At 67.7% G+C, this 23,610-nt stretch carries 21 protein-coding genes; 4 read left to right on the top strand and 17 right to left on the bottom strand.

What is annotated here, in order from left to right; translation table 11 throughout:
• Positions 1-396: 396 nt before the first annotated feature.
• Together QW845_RS15680 and QW845_RS15675 are read right to left on the bottom strand one after the other, a co-directional pair.
• Positions 397-1,233, bottom strand: a complete 837-nt coding sequence (locus tag QW845_RS15680; RefSeq protein ID WP_315802457.1) for a class III extradiol dioxygenase family protein — start codon at positions 1,231-1,233, stop codon at positions 397-399.
• 5 nt (positions 1,234-1,238) lie between these two features.
• Positions 1,239-1,592, bottom strand: a complete 354-nt coding sequence (locus QW845_RS15675; RefSeq protein ID WP_315782786.1) for a protocatechuate 4,5-dioxygenase subunit alpha — start codon at positions 1,590-1,592, stop codon at positions 1,239-1,241.
• Positions 1,593-1,715: 123 nt separating this feature from the next.
• Between QW845_RS15675 and QW845_RS15670 the strand changes: the two genes are divergently transcribed.
• Entirely contained in the window at positions 1,716-2,648 is a 933-nt protein-coding gene (locus QW845_RS15670; protein WP_315802456.1) for a LysR family transcriptional regulator, read from the top strand.
• Positions 2,649-2,672: 24 nt separating this feature from the next.
• On the opposite strand, the gene QW845_RS15665 is transcribed toward QW845_RS15670, so the two are convergent.
• The 3 genes from QW845_RS15665 to QW845_RS15655 form a co-directional block, all read right to left on the bottom strand.
• Positions 2,673-3,059 (bottom strand): VOC family protein, encoded by a 387-nt coding sequence (locus QW845_RS15665; RefSeq protein ID WP_315802455.1) that lies wholly within the window; start codon positions 3,057-3,059, stop codon positions 2,673-2,675.
• 74 nt (positions 3,060-3,133) lie between these two features.
• On the bottom strand, positions 3,134-4,411 hold the full coding sequence (locus QW845_RS15660; protein ID WP_315802454.1) for an NAD(P)/FAD-dependent oxidoreductase: 1,278 nt from the start codon (positions 4,409-4,411) through the stop codon (positions 3,134-3,136).
• Positions 4,404-5,123, bottom strand: a complete 720-nt coding sequence (locus QW845_RS15655) for a RibD family protein (RefSeq protein ID WP_315802453.1) — start codon at positions 5,121-5,123, stop codon at positions 4,404-4,406. The genes QW845_RS15660 and QW845_RS15655 overlap by 8 nt, the downstream gene beginning before the upstream one ends.
• A gap of 165 nt (positions 5,124-5,288) precedes the next feature.
• On the opposite strand from QW845_RS15655, the gene QW845_RS15650 reads away from it, so the two are divergent.
• Positions 5,289-6,815 (top strand): alpha/beta hydrolase, encoded by a 1,527-nt coding sequence (locus QW845_RS15650; protein ID WP_315802452.1) that lies wholly within the window; start codon positions 5,289-5,291, stop codon positions 6,813-6,815.
• Positions 6,816-6,880: 65 nt separating this feature from the next.
• The gene (locus tag QW845_RS15645; RefSeq protein ID WP_315802451.1) at positions 6,881-7,234 is read left to right on the top strand and encodes a DUF2200 domain-containing protein; all 354 of its coding nucleotides are present in this window, start codon (positions 6,881-6,883) and stop codon (positions 7,232-7,234) included.
• A gap of 38 nt (positions 7,235-7,272) precedes the next feature.
• Here QW845_RS15645 and QW845_RS15640 read toward each other — a convergent pair whose 3' ends face one another.
• Complete coding sequence (locus QW845_RS15640; RefSeq protein ID WP_315802450.1) at positions 7,273-8,190, bottom strand: PaaI family thioesterase; 918 nt, start codon at positions 8,188-8,190, stop codon at positions 7,273-7,275.
• Between the two features lie 310 nt (positions 8,191-8,500).
• Here QW845_RS15640 and QW845_RS15635 point away from each other — a divergent pair, with 310 nt between their 5' ends.
• On the top strand, positions 8,501-9,169 hold the full coding sequence (locus QW845_RS15635) for a hypothetical protein (RefSeq protein ID WP_315802449.1): 669 nt from the start codon (positions 8,501-8,503) through the stop codon (positions 9,167-9,169).
• A gap of 56 nt (positions 9,170-9,225) precedes the next feature.
• Here QW845_RS15635 and QW845_RS15630 read toward each other — a convergent pair whose 3' ends face one another.
• The 11 genes from QW845_RS15630 to QW845_RS15580 form a co-directional block, all read right to left on the bottom strand.
• Positions 9,226-10,773, bottom strand: a complete 1,548-nt coding sequence (locus tag QW845_RS15630; protein WP_315802448.1) for a L,D-transpeptidase — start codon at positions 10,771-10,773, stop codon at positions 9,226-9,228.
• 297 nt (positions 10,774-11,070) lie between these two features.
• Complete coding sequence (locus QW845_RS15625; protein ID WP_315802447.1) at positions 11,071-11,949, bottom strand: bifunctional helix-turn-helix transcriptional regulator/GNAT family N-acetyltransferase; 879 nt, start codon at positions 11,947-11,949, stop codon at positions 11,071-11,073.
• Positions 11,950-12,079: 130 nt separating this feature from the next.
• Entirely contained in the window at positions 12,080-13,015 is a 936-nt protein-coding gene (locus QW845_RS15620; RefSeq protein WP_315802446.1) for a sugar-binding protein, read from the bottom strand.
• An 82-nt stretch (positions 13,016-13,097) separates the two neighbouring features.
• Positions 13,098-14,195, bottom strand: a complete 1,098-nt coding sequence (locus QW845_RS15615; protein WP_315802445.1) for an ABC transporter permease — start codon at positions 14,193-14,195, stop codon at positions 13,098-13,100.
• Positions 14,195-14,980, bottom strand: a complete 786-nt coding sequence (locus QW845_RS15610) for an ATP-binding cassette domain-containing protein (RefSeq protein ID WP_315802444.1) — start codon at positions 14,978-14,980, stop codon at positions 14,195-14,197. The genes QW845_RS15615 and QW845_RS15610 overlap by 1 nt, the downstream gene beginning before the upstream one ends.
• Before the next feature lie 16 nt (positions 14,981-14,996).
• Positions 14,997-16,319, bottom strand: coding sequence for a xylose isomerase (gene xylA / locus QW845_RS15605; protein WP_315802443.1), 1,323 nt, complete (start codon positions 16,317-16,319; stop codon positions 14,997-14,999).
• Complete coding sequence (gene xylB / locus QW845_RS15600) at positions 16,316-17,773, bottom strand: xylulokinase (protein ID WP_315802442.1); 1,458 nt, start codon at positions 17,771-17,773, stop codon at positions 16,316-16,318. Before xylB ends, xylA begins: the two co-directional genes overlap by 4 nt.
• Before the next feature lie 116 nt (positions 17,774-17,889).
• Positions 17,890-18,918, bottom strand: coding sequence for a LacI family DNA-binding transcriptional regulator (locus QW845_RS15595; RefSeq protein WP_315802441.1), 1,029 nt, complete (start codon positions 18,916-18,918; stop codon positions 17,890-17,892).
• A gap of 101 nt (positions 18,919-19,019) precedes the next feature.
• Positions 19,020-20,234, bottom strand: coding sequence for a sensor domain-containing diguanylate cyclase (locus tag QW845_RS15590; protein ID WP_315802440.1), 1,215 nt, complete (start codon positions 20,232-20,234; stop codon positions 19,020-19,022).
• Positions 20,235-21,287: 1,053 nt separating this feature from the next.
• Complete coding sequence (gene pobA, locus QW845_RS15585) at positions 21,288-22,460, bottom strand: 4-hydroxybenzoate 3-monooxygenase (RefSeq protein WP_315802439.1); 1,173 nt, start codon at positions 22,458-22,460, stop codon at positions 21,288-21,290.
• A gap of 172 nt (positions 22,461-22,632) precedes the next feature.
• Positions 22,633-23,553 (bottom strand): helix-turn-helix domain-containing protein, encoded by a 921-nt coding sequence (locus QW845_RS15580; protein ID WP_315802438.1) that lies wholly within the window; start codon positions 23,551-23,553, stop codon positions 22,633-22,635.
• Between the last annotated feature and the right edge of the window lie 57 nt (positions 23,554-23,610).

The following is a 23,610-nucleotide window of genomic DNA, read 5'->3' as shown; positions in this document are numbered from 1 at the left end:
GAGCGGAGGCGTAGCAGCCGGAATTGATATCCGTGCTCGCGCCGCGCAGACGGTGCGCTCCCTCTCCCCGTTCTTCACGGGGAGAGGGGCAGCCACGCGGGAAGCGTCGGTTGAGAAACCATACTCCCCTCATCCAAAACATCTGCTGTCGTCCCGGCCTTTAGCCAAGACTGCTAACATCGGGTCGCGATGAGACAGGCGACTGATAGCGACGTTCCTCGATAGCATCCGCGGTATGGGTCCCGGCGTTCGCCGGGACGACACCGTTGATGCGGCCTAGTCGAGCCAAACACACTGCTGTCGTCCCGGCCTTGCGCCGGGACCCGTACCGCGTGATGGTCATTGGCGGAACGGCTCTCGGTCATCACCGTCCGCACCAGGATCCCGCAAGAGCCGCTACACCGGCTCCAGCACCATCAGTCCCGTCGCCGTGTTGGAGATCGGGATGTGATAGTTGGAATGCTCCTTGCGGACCTTCTCCGGCAAGGTGCCGCGCGCCACCATCCAGTTCAGCAACTCGACGCCCTGGGTGCCCGACAGCTCGACCAGCTCGGTGGTCGAATACTTCGTCGCCCACGAGGGATCGTCGATCATGCTGGCCATGAACTTCTCATCGAAATCCTTGTTGATGAAGCCGGCCCGCTCGCCGTCGAGCTGGTGCGACAGGCCGCCGGTGCCCATCACGACGACGCGCTCATCCCCAGGCCAGGATTCGATCGCCCGCGCCAGCGCCTGACCGAGCTTGTAGCAGCGTGCAGCCGATGGCAGCGGCGCCTGCACCGTGTTGACGACGACCGGCACCACCCGCACCGGCCATTTCTGATCCGGCCAGCACAGCGCCATCGGCAGGGTGAAGGCGTGATCGACCACCATCTCCTGGCAGGTCGTGAGGTCGAAATCCTCCTTCACCAGATGCTCGATCAGGTGCCACGACAATTCGCTGTCGCCCTTGAACGGCGCGGTCTGCGGAATGCCCCAGCCCTCGTCGGCATTGCTGTAGCTGTCGGCCGCGCCGACCGCGAAGGTCGGCATCTTGTCGAGGAAGAAGTTGAGGCCATGGTCGTTGTAGACGAGCACGACGACATCCGGCTTCACCTTGGCGAGCCATTCGCGCACATGCGGGAAGCCGTCGAAGAACGGCTTCCAATACGGATCCTGCTGCAGACCCTTGGCGATTGCGCCGCCGATGGCCGGAACGTGGGAGGTGGTGATGCAACCGACGATCTTTGCCATGACGATTACCCCCTCGCCGCCAGAAGCTTGGCCTTGAACTGCTCTTTCGTCAGCCCGGTCTGCTGCGCGCCGATGTCCTGCATGTCGAGCCCGAAAATGCCGGCGAACTTGGCGAGGTAGTAGGCGTTGCCGCCGGCCTCGATCAGCTCCAGCACGTTGCGGTTCTTGATCGCCGCGCGCTGCTGTGCATTGAGGCCATATTTGGCGCAATAGCCGTCCTCGTCGGCGACGAAGGCCTTGCGGTTGGCGGCATCGTTGAACGAGTAGCACATCTTGTTGAGCGCGTAGCCTTTGCGCGCCTGCTCGCCGTCGAAGATGGTGGTGCCGGGCACGGGCTGCCGGGCTGATGTGGCGGACATCTTAGCCTCCCCTGTTCGTGTTTCGGACGGCCGCGCTTGATCTGGATCAAACGCGGCGCCGTTCGTGCCCGCCAGTATCGTCTGATGACACCGCCGATAAAGGCCGCGCGACCGATCTGATCCATGAGCCAATTCGATCATTTGGACCTCGACGGCCATCTGCTGCAGCTGCTGCTCGCCGTCATCGAGGAAGGCTCGGTGACGCGCGCCGCGCAGCGGCTCGGCGTCACGCAGTCGGCCGTCAGCCATCTGCTCGACAAGCTGCGCGCGATCACCGGCGACCCGTTGTTCGTGAAGTCCGGCCGCGGCATCGTGCCGACCGCGCATGCGCAGCTCCTGGCGTTGCGCGCCCGCGCGCTGCTCGACGATCTCCGGAGCTTCTCGCATACCGCTGCGTTCGAACCGGCGAAGATCTCCGCGCAGGTGACGATCGCGGCCAATGATCTGCAGCGCGACCTGCTGCTGCCGTCCCTGCTCCGCTACGCCCGCGCGCAGGCGCCGGGCCTCAGCCTGCGGGTGATCCCTTCAGGCGCACCGGTGCCGGAAATGCTGCGCGAAGAGCACTGCCAGCTCATCATCACGCCGCGCCCGCCCGAGGGCAGCGACATCCTGCAGAAGCGGCTGTTCGAGGACAGCTATCGCGTGTTCTACGATGCGGGCCAGCGCGAGCCGCCGGAAAGCCTGGAAGACTATCTCGCCAGCGACCATGCCACCGTGCTGTACGAGCCGCGACGCCGGCTCGACATCGACGAGGTCCTCGCCGAGCGCGGCATCGTCCGGCGCTTCGCGGCGCAGGTTCCCGGCTTCGGCGGCATCGGGCCGTTCCTGCGCGGCAGCCGCATGATCGCGACCCTGCCGAGCCTGCTGCGCGCCTACATGCTGCGCGGCCTCGCGGTCGCGCCGGTGCCGGTCCCCTGCCCGGCGATGCCGATGTACATGGTCTGGCACCTGCGCCACCACGAGGATCCGATGCACCGCTGGCTGCGCCAGCAGCTCGAGATCGTGGTCGCGCCGAGCCTCGCCGCTGCGGCCGAGCACATGCCCATCATGGCGTGACTCATCCCGAGAGGTGAGCGGCCCTCACCCCGGCGTATGGCACACCGCCTCGATGTTGTTGCCGTCGGCGTCGCGCACGAACGCGCCGTAATAGTTCTCGTGATAATGCGGCCGCAGCCCGGGTGCCCCGTTGTCGCGTCCGCCTGCCGCGATCGCCGCCCGATAGAACGCATCGACCGTGGCGCGATCCTTGGCGTGGAACGCGACATGCGTCGAGGTCGCGGCCGTCCCGCCGGTGCCGATCCAGAAATCCGGACGGCCGTCGCCGAAGCCGGCGTGATCACCGTGGCCGCCGGTCTGCGCGTCGGTGATCTCCATCATCAGGACGTAGCCGAGCGGCGCCAGCGCCGCCGCATAGAACGCCTTGGCGCGGGCAAAGTCGGAAACGGGGAAGCCGACGTGGTCGAGCATGGCGATCCTCATCGATGATGACGGCCGAATGCTAGCTCCGCCGGCAGGACGGCGCAACGATGCACGCGGCACGCTCACATCGCGAGGATGCGCCGCGCCGTCCGTTGCCCACTCGCCAGCGCCGCCTCGACCGTTCCCATGTCGCGGCCGCGATACAACGCCTCGCCGGAGATCAGCCCCCGTCCGCCATCCCGGCGCGAAAGCGTATCCTGCGCCTCGCGCGAGGTCAGCGTCGCGTAGGAATAGGCGCCGCGCGCGAACGGATCCTTCGCCCAATCCGTGACATGCGACGCGACGAGCTGCCGCTTCAGGGAGCCCACGGGCCGTGAGAAGATGTCCGCGAGCGCCGAAAGCCCTCTTTCGATCAGCGCGTCCTCGTCGCACGCAGCGAAGGCAGCGGCCGGCGGCCCGGCGAGCCAGCCGGTCAGCACCGCGTCATCGTTCGGATGCTGCGTCCACCACACCGGCACGTCGGCATCGGACAGCACGAACAGCATGTCCGAAAGATCCTCGGTCCGGGCCTCGCGCCACCACCGCCGCTCGAAGCGCAGCAGCAGCTTGATGACGTTGCCGAAGCCGATGGTTTCGGCGGCGGCCAATTGCGGACGCATGGAAGGCGGCAGCGCGATGGTTCGCAGCAGCGGCAGCGGCACGGTCAGGATGACGCGATCGCCGCGCTGCGCGCGGCCGTCGGCGCAGCGCACGACGACACCATCATCGGCGCTCTCCACCGCGCGCACCACCGCCTCGAGCTGCATCGCCACGCCATGCGCCCGGCACTCCGCCAGGAGATGATCGAGCAGCGCCGCGTAGCCGCCGACGATGCGCGCCTGAGCGCCGCGCTCGCCGCCCATCCATTCGTCGCGCAGCGCGAACACGCTGGCACGGCCAGGATCGGCGGCGTCATAGCCCTGCACCATCCCGAGCACGGATTTGCGCAGGGCGACGAACTCCGCACCGGCGAAATGCCGGTCGAGCAGCGCCGTCACGGTCATGTCCTCGTCGAGTTGCCGCGCCACGCGGTGCAACTGGCGCATCTGCCGATCGGCGGGATCGTCGCGCGAGAACGCGCCGTCCGTCACGTACCAGCGCGCGCCATCGACCGGCGTCGAGGCCAGCCCCGCCTCGGCCATCAGCGCGTGGGTGACCGGCGCCTCGCCATGGATGAATTCGGCACCGGCATCCGCGCGATATCCGAACCTGCTCGCGGGCAGCGGATGGATGCGTCCGCCGCAGCGGTCACGCGCTTCCAGCAGCGTCACCCGCTGGCCGGCGCGGGCCAGCTCGCGCGCCGCCATCAGGCCTGCGGCACCGGCACCGACGATGATGATGTGCATTGGCCGCTCAGCCATGACTCGCCTGGGCCGGCATGGCCGAGCCGTTGGTGATCTTGTAGCGCAGCCACAGCGCGCCGCCCTCCAGCGCCGTGCTGCTTTCGAGCGTCATCGCCGTGATCGGCGCGCGCATGCCGGACTCGGCTTCCGTCGAATCGAACACGCTGGGCGCCCCCTTGGCGCCATCCACCGCCGGACACAGAACGAGGTTGAACTCGTCGACCAGACCGGCGCGCAGGAACGCGCCGTTGGCGCCGCCGCCGCCTTCGAGCAGCAGCCGTTTCACGCCGAGCTCGTGCGCGACGATGTCGAGCACGAGCTCGAGATCGAGCTTCGACTGGCCGGCGAAGACGTAGGACACGCCTTCGCCGCGCAGTCCCGCGAGATGCGCATCGGACACGGCCTCGGTCAGCACGACGACGATCGGATCGCCGCCGATGTCGGAGCGGCCCCAGCAGATCTTGCCATGGGGATCGAGCACGATGCCGTAGGCCTTGGCGCCGCGCCGCGCGATCCAATGGGTGCGCGGGAAGCGCTCGGTGGTCTCGGCGGGATAGGCCGAGCCCTTGGCGAATTCCTGGCCGGTGACGCGGCCGATCAGCCAGGCGTCGCCGCCGAGCTGGTCATGCACCTGCTCGAACAGATCGCCCGATCCCTTCGGACGCCAGCGGCTCGGCAACGTGCGGCCGTCGACGCTCGACGCCATCAGGCAGATGACTTCCGGTTTCATGCATCCTCCTTGTCGCCGCCAAACGGGGGTCACCGAATATCGGTGCGGCGGCGTTGTCAACGAAGCGGCGTGCGTTTCGTTCGATCGCGGCCACGCCGCTCGCCTGCGCCGTCGTTGTTATGGCGCACATTCCTGCGCTAGTTTCGGCTGCAAACGGAGCCGATCATGGACGCTGCGACGCGCAGACGGGACGCCATCGGTTTGCGCGGGGCAGCCCTGCTGGCTGCAGCGCTTGCCGGCCTCGCGCTCTGCGTCGCCGGACTCTGGCGCCTCGAAGCCGAGCGCATGGGCATCTCGATCACCCCGCTGCAGGCGGGCTCCACTCCCGTCACCGTCTATCGGCGCGACGGAGCGGCTGCGTCGCCCGTCGTCGTCATTGCCCACGGCTTTGCGGGCTCGCGCCAATTCATGGAAGCCTATGCGCTGACCTTGGCGCGCGCCGGCTATGTCGCGGTCTCGTTCGATTTCGAGGGGCATGGCCGCAATCCGACGCCGATGTCGGGCGACGTCACCCGCATCGACGGCACGACGAGGAAGCTGATGAGCGAGATCGGCCGCGTCACCGACGCCGCGCTGTCCCTGCCGGGCAATGACGGCCGGGTGGCCCTGCTCGGGCACTCGATGGCTTCCGACATCATCGTACGCCAGGCCCTGGCCGACCCACGGATCAGGGCAACGGTGGCGATCTCGATGTTTTCCGAGGCCGTCACGCCGAGCGCGCCGCGCAATCTGCTGATCATCACCGGCGAATGGGAGACGGCCCTGCGCAGGGACGCGCTGCGTAACCTCCGGCTCGCCGATCCCGCCGCGCGCGAGGGCGACACCGTGGGCGATCCCGCGGACAACGGCGGACGCCGCGCCGTCGTCGCGCCCGGAGTCGAACACGTGAGCGTGCTGTATTCGACGACCGCGCTGCGCGAGGCGCGCGACTGGCTGGATCGCGTGTTCGGGCGCACCAGCAGCGGGCCGGTGGCGGCGACCGGCGGCCCGATCGCGCTGCTGCTGGCCGGCATCGTACTGTTGGCCTGGCCGTTGGCCGCGCTGCTGCCGAAGGGCGATGCGCCGCCGCCTTCGATTCCGCCGCGTCAGCTTGCGATCGCCACGCTCGTGCCCGCGGCAGTCACTCCAGTCGTGCTGCGATTCGTCGACACGCATTTCCTGCCCGTGCTCGTCGCCGACTACCTCGCCGTTCATCTCTTCGTATACGGCGCGCTGTCGCTGTCGCTGCTGCGCATGCAGGGTGTTCGCTTCGGCCGCGTAGCCCGGCTCGCGGCGCTGGTGCTGGCCGCCTATGGCATCTTCGGTTTCGGTGGCGCGCTCGACCGCTACGTCGCCTCGTTCATGCCGATCGCCGCCCGCCTGCCGATCATCGCGGCGATCGCCGTGGGCGCAGTGCCCTGCATGCTGGCCGACAGCATCGCCAACCAGGGCGGGCACGCCGCGGTGTGGCGCACGGTGTGGATCCGGACCGCGTTGCTGGCCTCGCTCGGCGGCGCGGTCGCGCTCGATTTCAGGCGGCTGTTCTTCCTGCTCATCATCGTCCCGGTGATCGTGCTGTTCTTCGTCGTGTTCGGACTGATCGGCGGCTGCGTCGGCCGCCGGGCCGGCTCGCCGATGGCAGAGGGCATCGGTCTCGGCCTGATCCTGGCGTGGTCGCTCGGCGTGTCGTTCCCGATGTTCCTGCCGGGCTAGCGCTCCGGTTTCCCCGGTGCACGAAGGGGCTGCATCATGATACCAATGACGGACAGGGAGCACTCATGGCGAAACACCGCATCTACACGACGAGCTTCGCGAGCGTGTACCGGCTCTACGTCGCGAAGGGGGAAAAGAAAGGACGAACCAAGGCCGAGGTCGATCAGATCATCTGCTGGCTGACGGGCTACGATCAGAAACAGCTCGACGCCGAGGTGGACCGACAGACGGACTTCGAGACCTTCTTTACGCGGGCGCCGGCCATGAATCCGGCGCGCTCCCTGATCAAGGGCGTGGTCTGCGGCGTCCGCGTGGAGGACGTCGAGGAGCCGACGATGCGCGAGATCCGCTACCTGGACAAGCTGGTCGATGAGCTGGCGCGCGGAAAGGCGATGGACAAGATCCTGCGCACGCCGTGAGCGCCAAGCGCGCGGCGGCGGTCGTGCAAACCCAAGCCTCAGTCCTGCTCCTGCCCCGGCGCCTGCCGCAGCATGAAATGCCCGAATGCGGTGGCAATCGGCTTCGTATCATCGTCCTGCCAGGCGCGGGCCTCGAAGGCGACGACGCGGCGGCCCTGCTTGACGATCGACGCCGACGCGATGCTGTCGAGCGCGCGCCCCGAACGGAGATAGTTGATGGTGAGGCCGATCGGCTTCGGCGGCGCCGACGCGCCGAGCTCGCGCATCACGGTGATGATCGCCGCGGTTTCGAGGAATGCGCCGGTCATGCCGCCGTGGATCGCCGGCAGCACGGGATTGCCGATGATCTGCTGCGAGAACGGCATCATCAGCGTCTCGTTCTCGGCGAGACGAATGCCGAGACAGCGCGCGAACGGACTGGTGGCGAACGGCCCCGTCGGATCCTCAGGCGCCTCGAGCGGTGGCGGCGCGCCGTTGAACGCCGGGCGATCGGTCAGCATGTTGGTGCGGTTGGCGCCGATCATGAAACAGGCCGTCGCGGTCGCGACCGGTTCGCTTTCTTCCTCCTGATAGGCGGTGGCGCGCACGAAGGCGATCGAGCGCGTGACGCGGAAGCACACGGCATGCGCCTTGATGTCGAGCCCGGGGGTCGCCGGCTTCTGATAGTCGATGCGCAGGTCGAGCGTGGCGATCGCCCGGCTGCCGTCGAGCGCGAGCTGTACCGCCATGCCGCAGCTCTCGTCGAGCATGGCGGTGACGACACCGCCATGGATGACGCCGGTCTCGCTGTCGCCGACGAACACGGGACGATAAGGCAGGGTCGACCAGGCCTCGCCGGGCGCGAACCGGTCCATCCTGAGCCCGCTGATATGGCCATAGACCGAGCGGCGATTCCTGATGGCCCCGGCGAGCGCGTCGAATGCCGGCGGTGCGGCGGTGGGCGGAATGTGGGACATGCGCGATTTAGAGCATGATCGCACGGAGGCACGAAGTCTTTTTCCGGCACATCTGCTTTGTGTGCGAACGATCCGCCCCGGACCACCGCTGCTCCCGCCTCTGCACCGTTCTGCACCGCCGACCACGTTCACGACGCGCGCCGCGAGACCGACGTGCAGCAGCGCGCACCGCACGGCCTTGCAGCTCGGCGCCGGGACCGCATTCCGCAAAACTACGTGGATGAAATGTTCCACCGGCGCGGCGCGCTTAGAACATTGGCAACCTTAATATGATCATAATTGTCTCCATCAAATCCCGGAGACCCCGTCGATGCGCAGATCCACCAAGACGCCGGACGCCCCGCCGAGCAGCGGCACGGCCTCTCTACGAATTGTCCTGAGCCTGGCGCTCGTTGCCAGCGCCGGCGCGATGTGGTGGAGCAGCGGCGGCGCCAACAGCTTCTCCTTCGGTAACGGAGCGCCTTCGCTCGAGACCCGCGTCGCCACGCTGACATCGGAGCTGGCCCAGCTCAAGGCCGAGACCGCCCAGTTGCGCGACCGCCAGAGCGACACCTCCGGCGAGCTCATGCAATTGCGCGCCAGCCTCACCACGACCGAGACCGGCCTGGCCACTCTGCGCACCGCCGCCGACGAGACCGAGGCGCGCCGCCGCGATACGGCCGACAAGATCGAGTCCGATCTCGCGCTGCTGAAGCGCCAGGCGGTCCGCCTCCGCGGCGCCCAGGAAGATGCGGCGACCGAGCTGAGCGGGCTGCGCACCGCCGCCGCGAACAGCGACATGTCCATCGAGCAGCTCCGGACCTCCACCGGCGAGATGCGTCAGCAGTTGGCGCGCATCGAGACCGCGCGCGAAGCGACCAGCTCGATCTCCCGCAGGCCTCACCGTGTCAGGCGCGTAGCGCGCGCGGCCGAGGCGCAGCACGAGCCGCAGCCCTTCCTGATGCAGTGGCCCGGCGTCCTCCCCGCAGGCCGCAACTGATTTGAAGTGCCACCCGGCCTGACCCGCGAATCGCGGTCAGGCATCAGCCCGGCTGGTCACCACCAGCCCGGCTGCACCGGCCGGTAGTAGGTCGGAGGCGGCCCGCGACGACGCGGAGCCGCGACGGGCTGGCCATCCCAGCTGCGCTGGAAGAAGCTGCCGAAGCCGTCGTCATATTCGTCGCCGCTGGCGACGACATCGGCATTGGTCGTCGGCCGCCGCGTGATGAAGCCGCCCTGCGGCTGGTTGCTCAGCACCGCCACGAACTCGGTCCGGTAGTTGGTCTCGCTCGACAGCGGCTCGTCCGAGACGATGATCGAGGAGCGCGGCACCGCCGTCGGCGCGATGCGGTCGAGCACGTCCTTCGGAATGGTGATGCGGTCGAGCGCGTCCTTGGCGGTGTCGCCGTCGTCGATGGTCACCGCCGTCCAGCGCAGCCCCGCGCCGTCCTGCGCCACCGCGGTGAACACATGCGTTCCGATCGGCCGGTCGGGATCACGGATGGTCACCGGGGCCTCGATCGAGGTGTCGAACACCTCGCCGCCGCCATCGGGGGCCGGCTTGTGCGTGTTACGCCTGACATAGAGCATCTGCGTCGACCGGCTGATATAGACCGAGACCGGCTCGGTCGCGAGCCTGGCGTCGGTCGCGGCCTTGCTCGTCTCGGTCTTCCTGGCCGCCGCCGCCTTGGCGGCGTCCTTGGTCGAGGTCGCCGCTGCGAGCTTCACGGTCGCGTCCGACTTCGCGGCCTCGAGCTGCGCTGCCGCGTCGGTCGCCTTGGCGGCGGCCTTCTGCTTCGCATCCTCGGCCAGCGTCCTGGCCTGATCGGTCTTGGCGGCAGCCAGCTTCCTGTCGGCGAATTTGAGCTCGGCCTCGGCGCGTGCCTTGGCCTGCTCCAGCTTGCGCAAGGACGTCTTCAGCGCCTTGGCCTCGCGCTCGGCCGCGGCGGCCGCCGCCTTGGCCTCGTCGGCGCTCTTGGCGGCGTCCTCGGCTTCGTGGCCAAGCGTCGCGGCCCGCGACGGCACCGCGGCGAGCGCCTGCGCATTTGGTACGAACAAGGCGGGATGGGAGAACTCGACCGGCGCCGGGTCACCCGGCGCGATGATCACCCGCATGCCGATCCAGGTCCGGTCGAACAGCTTCTCGGCAAAGCCATAGGGCATGCGGACGCAGCCATGCGAGGCGGCATAGCCAGGCAGCGGCCCGCCGTGCAGCGCCACACCATTCCAGGTGATGCGCTGCATGTTCGGCATCCAGGCATCGTCGTAGAGCGTCGAGTGGTGGTCCTTGTCCTTCTCGATGATGGCGAACACGCCGGCCGGCGTCTCGCGGCCGGAGACGCCGGTCGAGACCGGCGCGCGCCAGATCCAGCCATCGGCGTCGTAGAACGTCACCTTCTGCGCCTTGATCGACACGATCGCCATGATCGGATCGCCATGCGCGCGCGGCGCCGTCGCCTCGGTCACCGGCGCCGGACGCGCCTGCCGTGCACCGGCCTCGGATCCGGCCAGCGCCAGCACGGTGGCAGCCGCGAGAGTCGTCAGGAGCGCTCCCCGACGCCGCATCGCTGCAAGGTTCTGAGCCGCCGTGGATCGTGTCGCCATGCTGTTTCCCGAATCGTCATTGCTGTTCCGCCGGCGCGATCGGCGCAGGACGATCTATACGCTCGATCATGTCTTGGGGTGAAGTGAGGCGAAGGCGCGTCCTGATGTCATCGGCTTTCCGCTCGCCGCAATTGGGGCAGGATCGGGCAACGAATCGGACTTGGGACGCGCCCTTCCGTCGCACGCCCCCAAGACCCGCATTCCACCACCCCACCGGTTGCCCATCGCTTAACGCCGAACAGGGCGATCGGGTCCGTGGCTCGGCCTGGAGAACCGCAAGGCGCAGGCGCCGCGAGATCAATCTGAAATCCGCTTCTCGAAGAACAAGTCCGGATAGGGGTCGTCGTTGAAGCGGTCGATCTCGGTCCAGCCGGTGCGGCGATAGAGCTGCATGGCCTCGGCGAGCGCGCTGTTGGTGTCGAGGCGAAGGAGGCTGATCGAGAGCTTGCGGGCAGCCGCTTCGGCCGCATCCATCAGGCGGCGGCTGAGGCCGAGGCCGCGCGCGGCGGGCGCGACCCAGAGCCGCTTGATCTCGGCGGCATCGCCGCCGCTGCCCTTCAGCCCGACGCAGCCGAGCGGCAGGCCGTCCGACAACGCGACGAAGAAGGCGCCGCGCGGCGCCATCATGTCCAAGGCGTCGGGATCGCGCGACAGCGAAACATCGAAGCCGCGCTCGAAACGGCGTGACAGCTCGGCGTAGTATTCGCCGAGGCAGTAGCGCGCCTGCTCGCTCCTGGGATCGGTCTCCTCGATGGTGATGCGGCTGCGCCCGAGCGCGGCCGCAACCATGTCCATCGCGGCAAGCAACGCCTGGGGCTGGCCATGGCGCGCCAGCATCGATTCCGCCTGGGCATTGGAGAGCGTCTCATAGGCGTCGAATTCGCGCCGGCCGGCGGCCGTGAGCCTGGCGACGCGGCGGCGCGCGTCGTCGGGATGCGGCCGGGTCGTTACCAGCCCCTCCTCCTCCAGGCCGCGCAGCAGCCGGCTCATCAGCCCGGAATCGAGCGCGAGATAGTCGCGCAGCTCGGCGACGTCGCTACGGCCATGGCCGATCGCGTTGAGCACGCGGGCCGCGCCGAGCGGCCGACCGCGTCCGAGGAACGAGGTGTCGAGCGCGCCGACCTCCGAGGTGACGGCGCGGTTGAAGCGGCGGACGCGGGAGATTGGGTCCAGCATGATACCTGACTTAAGTCAGACATCTCGCGATGTCAACGCGGAGACAATCACGCCGACTGCAAACAAAAAGGGCGGCCCAGCCGCCGGCCGAGGCCGGATGCCGGACCGCCAGGTTTTCCCCGGGAGGAACTCAGTTCAGAAGCTTGGCGACGTTGTCCTTGGTGACGAGGTCGAGGCCGGTGTAGATCACCTCCGGCACCTTCTCGCCCTTCTTGATCGCGAGCAGCGTGTCCATCGCCTTCTCGCCCATCTCGAACGGACGCTGGCCGGTCAGCGCGTTGGAGTAGCCGTCGCGCAGCAGCTCGAGCTGCATCTTCAGCGTGTCGGCCACGACCAGCGTCAGCTTGCCGGCGTCGATGTCCTTCTTGTTCTTGTTGACGAAGGCCTTGTAGCCCTCGGGTGCGAACATCGGCCAGCCGCCGATCGGCACGATCGCGCCGAGGTCCGGCGTCGCGGTGCGCAGGTCGGCCATCTGCTGCACGGCGAGCGCGGGATCGTCGTTGCAGAAGGTCGGCGAACCGGCCACTTCCGTCCACTTCGAGCCCTTCAGCGCCTCGCGCACGCCGTCGACACGCTCGGCGAGGTTCTTGGCGCCGGGACCGCCGGAGACGATGGCGTACTTGCCGCCGTCAGGCCGGAGCTCCCGCAGCTGCTTGCCGAGCGCGAGACCGAAGTCCTTGTTGTTGGTGCCGATATAGGCGAGGCGCTTGGAGCCCGGCGCATCGGCGTCGAAAGTGATGACGGGAATGCCGGCGGCGGTTGCCGCCTCGATCGATTTCGTCATCGATGGAACGTCGGCGACCGAGATGGCGAGGCCGTCGACCTTCTGGGTGATGAAGTCCTGGATGATCTGCGCCTGCGTGGCCGGCTCGTGCTCGACCGGGCCCTTGTAGATGCACTCGACATTGCCGAGCTCCTTGGCGCGCTTCAAACAGCCGTCGCGCGCGACGTCGAAGAACGGGTTGTTCATCGCCTTCGGCACGATGGCGAAACGATATTTGGTCTCGGCCTGCGCCGGGGCCAGCATGATCGCGAGCGACGCGACCGCAAAGAGCAGCTTCTTCATGGGTTCCCTCCTCCATGTCTATCCCTGATGATTGTCTGTTCCGGGTGAGGATAGACGTGATTGTCATCCCGGCCAGTATTCGTCACAGCAGGCGGGCGCGGATGCGGTCGACCAGCACGGCGGCGATGATGATCACGCCGACCAGGGTCTGCTGCCAGTAGGAGTTGACCTGCGCCAGCACCAGGCCGTTCCGGATCACCTCGAGCAGCACGCAGCCGACGATGGCGCCGAGCGGGCCGCCGAGGCCGCCGGCGAGGTTGGCGCCGCCGATCACGGCCGCCGCGATCACGTTGAGCTCGTAGGACGTTGCCATGTTGGCAGGCGCCGAGCCGAGCCAGCCGGAGATGATGATGCCCTGCAGCCCGGCTGCCAGCGCGCCGATCACATAGACCTCGATCTTCACGCGGGGCACGGAGACGCCGGTGAGCTCCGCGGCCTTCTCGTTGCCGCCGATCGCGAACACGTGGCGGCCGAACGCGGTGTGGTGCAGCACCAGCGCCATCACCAGCGCCAGCGCCATCAGATAGATGAAGGGCGCCGGCACGCCGTACACGTCACCCTGCGTCAGCGCGTAGAAATAATCGGCGTCCGGCCCGCCGGGGAAGCTGCCCTTGCCGTTCGAGATCACGTAGCTCAGGCCGCGCACGATCGACAGCATGCCGAGCGTGGTCACGAACGGCGACAGCCCGAGCAAGGCGATGCAGACGCCGTTGATGAGGCCGACGACCAGCGAGACCGCAAGGCCGGCCAGCACCGAGACGATCAGGATCAGGCCGGGCACGTTGGCGACGACGGTCTTGCCGTCCGCGGCGAGATGCACGAACAGCGAGGACAACGGCATGCCCGGCGTCGACAGCGTCGTCATCACCATCGAGGTGATCATCGCCGCGAAGCACATCATCGAGCCGACCGACAGGTCGATGCCGCCGGTGATGATCACGAAGGTGATGCCGAGCGTCGCGATGGCGATGAAGGAGAAGTTCTTGGCGACGTTCTGCAGATTGCCTTCGGTGAGGAAATAGGGACTGGCGAAGCTCATCACGATGATGAGGGCGATGAGCGCCAGCGTGACGTAGGCCGTCTGCGAGGCGAACACGCCGCGATGCCACCATCTGATGGCGCCGACATTGGTGAAGGTGACGTCGGTGCCGGCGGAGCTGGTCTCGGATGGAACGGACATCACGCCGCCTCCTTGGCGCCGGTGATCAGCGCGGTCACTTCCTCGGGGCTGGTCTCGCCGACCGGCTTGTCGGCCTTCTTCTCGCCGCGGCGCATCACCACGACGCGATCGCATACCGCGAAGATGTCGGGCATGCGGTGCGAGATCAGGATCACCGCGATGCCCTGCTCCTTCAGCCGATGGATCAGGCTCAGCACCTGCTCGACCTGGCGCACCGAGATCGCCGCGGTCGGCTCGTCCATCATCACCAGCTTGGCGTTCGACAGCCGCGTGCGCGCGATCGCCACCGCCTGGCGCTGGCCGCCCGACATGTCCTTGACGAGATCGTGCGGCCGCGTCTCGGAGCGCAGCTCGCGGAACAGCTCCAGCGCGCGCGCCTCCATGCCCTTGTGGTCGAGCAGCACGAGGGGACCGAAACTGCGTTTCAGCTCGCGGCCGAGAAACACGTTGGCGGCGGCGGTGAGATTGTTGGCGAGCGCGAGATCCTGGTACACGACCTCGATGCCGACGCTGCGCGAATCCATCGGGCGATGGAAATGCACCTCGCGGCCGCCGAAATGGATGGCGCCCTGGCTCGGCGGAAAGTTGCCGGCGATGATACGCACCAGGGTCGACTTGCCGGCACCGTTGTCGCCCATCAGGCCGACAACCTCGCCGGCGCCGATTGTCAGATCCACGCCCTGCAGCGCGCGGATCGCGCCGAACTGCTTGCCGAGGCCCTTCAGCTCCAGCACCGGCTGCGCGGCGGTGCTCATCGCGGCGCGCCCAACCTCGTTCGTGGACATGCGCAGGCTGCTGTCGTCAGACATAGCGGTTCACCACGCTTTCGAGATATTCCTGCCGGCCGGAGCGCGGCTGCGGATCGAGGCCGGTGTCGGCGGCGCGGTCGGCGAGTTCGGCAAGCGAGCGGCGGCCGGCGAGGATCGCCTGCCCCTCCTCGCCGTCCCAGCCGGCGTAGCGGGCTGCGAGCGGCGCCGTCAGCGCACTGTCGGTCAGCATCTCGTCGGCCGCGATCAGCGCCCGCGCGCAGGCGTCCATCGAGCCGACATGGGCGTGCAGCAGATCATCCGGATCGATCGACTGCCGCCGGATCTTGGCATCGAAGTTCAGCCCGCCGGTGGTGAAGCCGCCGGCCTTGAGCATGTCGTGGAACACCAGCGCCAGCTCCGGCACGTTCATCGCGAACTGGTCGGTGTCCCAGCCCAAGAGATCGTCGCCGCGGTTGATGTCGAGCGAGCCGAACACGCCGAGCGCCTGCGCCAGTGCGATCTCGTGCTGGAACGAATGGCCGGCGAGGATGGCGTGGTTCTGCTCGATGTTGAGCTTGACGTCGTCGAGCAGGTCATAGCGCTGCAGGAAGCCGTAGCAGGTGGCGACATCGAAATCATACTGGTGCTTGGTCGGCTCCTTCGGCTTCGGCTCGATCAGCAGCGGTCCCTTGAAGCCGATCTTGTGCTTGTGCTCGACCACGAGCGAGACGAAGCGGCCTAGCTGGTCGAGCTCGCGCTTCATGTCGGTGTTGAGCAGGGTCTCGTAGCCCTCGCGGCCGCCCCACAGCACGTAGTTGGCGCCGCCGAGGCGGTGCGTCAGCTCGAGCGCGGCGCGCACCTGCCCGGCGGCATAGGCGAAGACATCGGGATCCGGATTGGTCGCGGCGCCCGCCATGTAGCGGCGGTGCGAGAACAGATTGGCCGTGCCCCATAGCAGCCGTACCTTGGCAGACGCCATCTTCTGCTCGAACAGGTCGCCGATCGCATTGAGATTGGCGACCGACTCCTTCAGCGTCGCGCCTTCCGGCGCCGCGTCGACGTCGTGGAAGGTGAAGAACGGCACGTCGAGCAGCCGGAACAAGTCGAACGCGACATCGGCCTTGGCGCGCGCCATCGCCAGCGCATCGTCGCCATGCTGCCACGGCCGCAGGAAGGTCTCGCCGCCGAACGGATCGCTGCCCGGCCAGCAGAACGAATGCCAGTAGCAGACCGCGAAGCGCAGATGATCCTCCATCCGCTTGCCCCGGATGACACGGTCCTTGTCGTACCAGCGGAACGACAGCGGGCTGCGTGACTCGGGCCCGACATAGCTGACGGTCGCGCCGGTCTGGAAGAAGGGAGCCTGGACGTTCACGAGATGCACTCCTTGAGAGCGGGATAGAGCTTGCGCCATTGCGCGTAGGCGTCGTCGTAGGCGGCGCGCTGCGGCGCGCGGGGTTCGAAACTCTGCAGCCGCTGTGGCTTGCGGCAGACATCGGCCGGGGCTTCGCCGGTCGCGGCCAGACGGCCGAGCCTGGACGCACCGATGGCGGCGCCGACCTCGCCCTCCTCGACGCGATGCACGGTGACGCCGAGCACGTCGGCCATGATCTGCGCCCACAACAAAGAGCGCGAGCCGCCGCCGACGAGATCGAGCTCTGTGATCGGCTGCGCGCTGCGCGCGAGCGCGGCGAACATGTCGCGTGAGGCGAACGCCACGCCCTCCAGCACCGCCTGCACGAGATCAGCGCGGCCGGCGGCGCTGCGCAGCCCGACCAGGGCGCCGGCGGCATGGGCATCGTTGTGCGGCGTGCGCTCGCCGTCGAGATAAGGCAGGAACTGCACCGGGCTCGGACGTTCGACGCTGATACCGAGCGGCGCCAGCAGCGCGGCTTCCGGCGTCTCGAGAATGCGCGCCAGCCACGCCAGCGAGGCCGCGGCCGACAGCATCACGCCCATCTGATGCCAGAGACCGCCGAGCGCATGGCAGAACGCATGCACGGCCGCTTGCGGCACCGGCGCGAAGCGGTCGGTCACCCGGAACAGCACGCCCGATGTGCCGAGCGACAGGAATGCATCGCCGGGCGTGATGGCGCCGAGCCCGATCGCGCTCGCCGCGTTGTCGCCGGCGCCGCCCGCGATCACGACGTCAGCGCCCATGCCCCAGCGCCGCGCCAGCTCGGGCGACAACACGGCGCTGCGCTCATTGCCCTCGACCAGGCGCGGCATGTGATCGAGACCGAGCCCGGTCGCCGCCAGCAGTTTCTCCGACCAGCGCCGCGCGCCGACGTCGAGCCACAGGGTGCCGGCCGCATCCGACATGTCCTCGACCATCTCGCCGGACAGCCGATAGCGCACATAGGCCTTCGGCAGCAGCACTTTCGCGACCTCGGCAAATATCCTCGGCTCGTGCTTCGCCACCCAGACGAGCTTCGGCGCGGTGAAGCCGGGCATCGCGAGGTTGCCGGCGATCGCATGCAGTTCGGGGCAGCGGCGTTCGAGCTCGGCGCATTCGGCTTGCGAGCGGCCGTCATTCCACAGGATCGCCGGCCGCAGCGGCCGGCCGTCGCGGTTCAGCAACGTCGCGCCGTGCATCTGGCCGGACAGGCCGATGCCGCTGACGGCAGCGGTCTCGCGCGGACGCGCCCGCGCGAGATCATCGACCGCGCCGATGACGGCCTCGACCCAGTGATCCGGGTTCTGCTCGGACCACAGCGGCTGCGGATGCGACAGCGCCAGCGGACGCCCGGCGCTTGCGATCAGCGCGCCCGCCTCGTCCTCCAGCACGGCCTTCACGCCGGATGTGCCGACATCCAGTCCGAGAAACACGACTCCACTCCTCCCACCGACCGCCAGGCGCTTCGGCGATCTGCTGTCGCCTCGAAACCAGCACCTCGGTCTTTCTCGTTCCGTACGCAAACGACCGCGTCACCGCGGCCGCCCGCTCACGGCAGATTGTCCCGCATCACGATGTCGATGCGGATCGTCTCCTGTTCGCTCAGGATCGGCTCGCCGCGCGCCAGCGCCAGCAGCACGCGCACCGCGGAGCGCGCCTCGTGGCCCGGGTTCTGCGAAATCGCCGCGTCCATCACGCCGTTCAACAGCAGCTTGCGCGTCAGTGCCGTCACGTCGTGGCCGACGAACACGATGTCGTCGGCGCGCCCCGACTCGGTCAGCGCTTTGGCGACGCCGGCCGTGCCGGCGCCGACATTGTAGAGCCCGACGATGTCGCGGTGCTCGGTCAGCAGCTTGCGCATGAGGTGCTCTGAGCGATCGTCCACGTCATGCCCCTCAGCAACCGGCAAAACCTCAAGTTGCCGAAACTCCGCCGCGAGAACCTGGCCGAAGCCGAAGATGCGCTCGGCATGATCGCGCAGGCCTTGCGAGCCCGCCATGATCGCGATCCGCCCCGCCTTGCCGCCGGCGAAGCGTCCGACCAGCGCCCCCGCGGTGCGGCCAGCGGCGATGTTGTCGATGCCGACATAATGCTGCCGCCGCGACGATGGCACGTCCGACACCAGCGTCACCACCTTGGCGCCGGACTCGACCAGATCGTTGATCGCCGCGCGCACGCCCGGATGATCGAGCGCCACCACCGCGACGCCGTCGACCTGACCGACGAGCTGCTCGAGCTTCGCGGCCAGCACGGCGGCATCGAACACGTCGGTCGTGACGACATCGACCGTGAGCCGGCGCGCGGCCATCCAGCTCGCCAGATCGCCGAGATGCGCCTGAATCTGCTGCATGAAGGGATTGATGCCGGACGGCATCACGAAGGCAAAGCGCCGCGCGCGGGCACGGGCGAGCTCGGAGGCCGCCGCATGCGGCTGGAACGCGCTACGCGCCATGGCGTCCTTGACGCGTCGCACCGTGTCCGGGCGCACGCCCGGCCGGTTGTGCAGCACGCGGTCGACGGTGGCGAGGCTCACGCCCGCCTGTCGCGCAATGTCCCGCAATGTCAGCGGCGCGTTCATGGTCCTCCCCTTTGGGTTGAGGACCATAACGCGGTTTTTGAGGTGCGCAACTCATTTTTGAGGGGCGGCGCGCCCGGCCGCGCCTGGAAGCCCCGAGGGAGCTAGACGAAAGCGACCTCGATCCGCTTGTCGGACCGCGCCGTCATGCGACAGGCGCGTGAGAAGCCGTCGCTGGCGATCGCGAGCTTGAAGTGCTCCGGCAACTCCGCCGTCGAGATCACGTCCAGTGCAGCCGCGTGTTCGGACAGTGCACGGACCGTGCAGTCGAACGTCGAACGTCCGGCGTTGAACGCGATCTGCCCCGCCTTGAACACGCGGCGCAGCGCAGGCGCGATCGACGGTGACGCCTCCACCCAGGCGATGACCTGATTGCGGCCGTTGTTCTTGGCGGAGTACATCGCCATGTCCGCCCGCTCCTGCATGGCATCGAAGCCCAGACGGGAAGTCAGATCCGCGGCGCCGAAGCTGGCGGTGACCCTGATCGGTCCGCATGGCGTGTCGATCGACAGGCCGGCAGCCGCCGACCGCATCTTCTCCAGCACCGCCAGCCCGTCGTGCAGGCCCGTATGCGGCAGCAGGATGCCGAACTCCTCGCCCCCGAGACGGCCGATGACGTCGGAGCTCCGCAGCACCGACCGCCAGGTCTCGACCAGCCTGGACAGGACGAGATCGCCGACGGCGTGGCCGTAAGTGTCGTTCACCGACTTGAAGTGATCGATGTCGACCATCGCATATGTCAGCTTGTGGCCGTGACGCTCGGCCAGCGCCCGCAACCGCTCGCCTTCGTTGTGAAAGGCGCGGCGCGACAGCGCGCCGGTGAGAGCGTCGCGCATGCTCAGCTTGCGCAGCATCAGCTCGTCGACGGCGATCGCGGCGAGATCCTTCAGCATGTCGACATCGTGCGCACTGAACTCGCGCGGCGCCGTGTCCATCGCGCATAGCGTGCCGACGTTCACGCCGGAGATGCGAAGCTGCGCACCAGCGTAGAACCGAATGAACGGCTTGCCATGGACGAGGACGTTGTCCACCAGCCGCGCATCCTGATGCGTGTCGGGGATGATCAGCGGCTCGCTTTCCTGAATGGCATAGTTGCACAGCGCGGGCCGCCGCTCGCCCTCACGGTCGGCCATCCCTGTGGCCGCCTTGAACCATTGGCGATGGCCGTCGATGAGGGTGAGTGTCGACATCGGGACGCCAAAGACCTTCCGGCACAGGCCGGTGAGACGGTCGAAGGCGAGCTCGCTGGGTGTATCAAGGATGTCGAGTTCGGCAAGGGCTTCCAGGCGGCGGGCATCGTCGTGGTGGTCGGCTGACATCGGCAACTCCTCGCCGACAGCTTCTCGCGGAGGGACTTAACGCCGGATTTAGGAGGAGAATGAGCAAATTCCTAACAGGAAGCACGACGTCCGGCGGGGGAACCGCCCGAGGGCCGGCCTGCCTGCCATCGGCCGGCCAGCCGGCGCCATCTTCCGATAAAAATAATCATCTTGCCATTTATCCGAATTCGTGATTATCTCCCGCCATCCCGCCTCAACGAGAGGGGCGTTGCGCGCGATCGTCACGACACGCGAGGCGGGGATGCGGTGGCCGCGAGAGATCGCAGCATTCTCTTTCACGAGGGTGCGGACGAACGATCGCTTGCGGACGTGAAGTCGCAGCGGCCTGACACCCCGAAGCTGGTGTCAACCTGGCGCAATGCTAACGCATTGCGTTGGGGATGGTGGCCAACAAGCCCGGCGCACCAGGGCGACTGCGTATAAGCGTGAAGACACCGCGCAGGGAATGCCGGATGCTCGGCTGCACCTGTGGTACCTGCCGCCTGCATTTTTTTCGCAGGCGGGCCATGGGTGAGGCCTTCACCCGGCATTCCCTGCGCCCTCTCATGCTTGCGAGGGACGAGTTGATGGCAGACCTCGGGCATCAGATGCCGCGAGAACGTGATGCCATGTCTCTCTTTATGACTTCGCTGTTTGATGATGACTTCGCTGTTTGAACCGTAAATCCGCCCCACCCTCCGCCGTCGTCCCGGACAAGCTGCAACGCGCGAAGCGCGCTGCAGCGCCGATCCGGGACCCATACGCCGCGGCGGTCGTGATGGGCACAAAAGCCAATTGCCAGCGTGCCCCAAAGCGCTCCCTGGGGGTATGGGTCCCGGCTCAAGGCCGGGACGACAGCGGTGTTTGTTGAAGCGGGGATGGTCGATGCGCGGCCTTGTAGGGTTGGCAAAGCGGACGCCCGCAGGGCGGTCGCGTGCCCACCGTGCATCCGCATGCACGGAGAGAATGGTGGGCACGGCGCGCGCGATGCAGTGAGGCAGCCAACTCGCATCGTTGGCGCGCCTTTGCCCACCCTACGGACTGTGCAAGACCTTAGAACGGCAGCCCGACATAGTTCTCCGCCAGCGACCGCTGCGCGGCCTCGGACGAGAACAGATAGGCGAGCTCGGTGTCCTGCAGTCTGTCGTCGTAGGACAGCCGGTCGGGGAAGCGATGCAGCAGCGTCGTCATCCACCACGAGAAGCGCTGCGCCTTCCAGATCCGCGCCAGCGCGCGCTGGGAGTAGCCGTCGATGCCGGCGTCGTCGCCTTTTTTGTAGTGATCGAGCAGCGCATGATAGAGATAGTAGATGTCGGACGCCGCCGAGTTCAGCCCGCGCGCGCCGGTCGGCGGCACGATGTGGGCGGCGTCGCCGGCCAGGAACAGCCGGCCGTAGCGCATTGGCTCGGCGACGAAGCTGCGCAGCGGCGCGATGCTCTTCTCGATCGACGGGCCAGTGATCAGCTTGGCCGCGATCTCATTGGGCAGGCGGCGCTTCAGCTCCTCCCAGAACGCATCGTCGCTCCAGTCCTCGACCTTGTCGGTGAGCGGCACCTGGACGTAATAGCGGCTCAGCACCTGGGAGCGCAGCGAGCACAGCGCGAAGCCACGCTCGTGCTTGGCATAGATCAGCTCCGGCGACACCGGCTTGGTGCGCGACAGCACGCCGAGCCAGCCGAACGGGTACACCCGCTCGTATTCCGTCAGCTTGTCGTGCGGGATCGACTTGCGGCTGACGCCGTGAAAGCCGTCGGCGCCGATGATGTAGTCGCAGTCGACGCGGATCACCTCCTCGCCGCTGCGATAGGTGACGTAGGGCTTGTCGGAGGCGATGTCGTGCGGCGTGACGTCGGCCGCGTTGTGCACGACCTTGCCGCCGAGCTTGTCGCGGGCCTCGTAGAGATCGCGCGTCAGCTCGGTCTGGCCGTAGACCATCACCGAGTTGCCGCCGGAATATTTGTGCAGGTCGACGCGGTCGAGCTTGCCGTCATGGGCGATGTAGAAGCCGTGATGGATTTCGCCCTCGCGATCCATGCGCTCGCCGCACTGCGCCTCGCGCATCAGCTCGGCAAAGCCGTGCTCGAGCACGCCGGCACGGATGCGCGACAGCACGTAGTCGCGGCTGGATTTCTCCAGGATGATCGTATCGATGCCCTGCAGATGCAGGAGCTGCGACAGCATCAGCCCCGACGGGCCTCCGCCGATGATGCAGACTTGGACTTTCATGGGCGTGTTCTCCCGGATTCGCAGACGCAGGCTTATTGGGTATGCTTTGCAGTCGCGGATTTTACCAAGGAATGCGCAGGGATCACTTGGATGGACGCGGCATTCTCTTGTACTTTTCCAACACCATGCCGCGACGCAAAACGAATGCGGCGGCGGTATCGGGCGGCGCCGGTCAGCCGGCCGGCGGCGCCGCGCCGTCTCCGACACCCATTGCGCGCCGATAGTCGCGCGGGCTCGCCCCGGTGTGGCGCTTGAAGAAGCGGCAGAAATAGGCCGGGTCCTTGAAGCCGAGCTCGAACGCCAGCTTCGACACCGGCGCTGCAATATAGGTCAGCCGACGACAGGCCTCACGGGCCAGACGCGCATGCACGATATCGAGCGCGGACTGGCCGGTCTCGGCCCGCGTCAACCGATTGAGCCGCTCCGGCGTCATGCCGAGCTCGTCGGCGTAGCGCGCCACCGACCAGTGATCGCGGTGATGCGCCTCGACCAGCACGATGAAGCGGGTGAACAGATCAGCGTGCCCACTGCCGCGCCGCGCGCCTTGCGACTGCCGCGCGCTCTGCTGCGCCAGCCGCCACACGATCGAGCGCCCGAGCCAGTGCGGCACCGGGGAGGCCGCGGAATCGGCCGCGGCGAACTCGTCGGCGAGGTCGACGAACAGCGTGCCGATCCGGCCCGTCGCAACGGCTTGCGGCTCCAGATGCAGGATTTGTGGCGCTGCAAACAGGTCGCGCAGCGCCTCGCCGGTCGCCGGCACGTCGCCCTCCACCACCGCCCGCGGATTGAAGGTGAGCACGTAGCCGTCGGTCTCGCGCGAGAAGCGGAAGGCATGGACCACGCCGGGCGGAATGATCACCGCGACCGGGCCGGTGCAGCGCTCGCGGCTTTCGTCCAAGGCGATCTCGGCCGGGCCGGAGGCGACCCAGAGGATCTGATGCAGGCCCTGGTGCGTATGCGCCTCGATTTCCCAGCGATACAGCTTGCTGCGCACCTGGATCGGCTCGACATGCAGCATGTCCGGCTGCGCGGCGGAGGCTTCGCCGTACAGCGCGAAGGCCGGGATCGACGGCTTGGTGCGAAAGCGGGGCATGAGCGAGAGCTAACCCCGAATGTCGGAAAAGTACAAGTCTTGACCGGCTTTCGTGTC

It is taken from the genome of Bradyrhizobium sp. SZCCHNS3002, assembly GCF_032377435.1.
Taxonomy (GTDB): domain Bacteria; phylum Pseudomonadota; class Alphaproteobacteria; order Rhizobiales; family Xanthobacteraceae; genus Bradyrhizobium.
The sequence above is the reverse complement of the archived record's forward strand: the minus strand, read 5'-3'. Positions and strand labels throughout refer to the sequence as shown.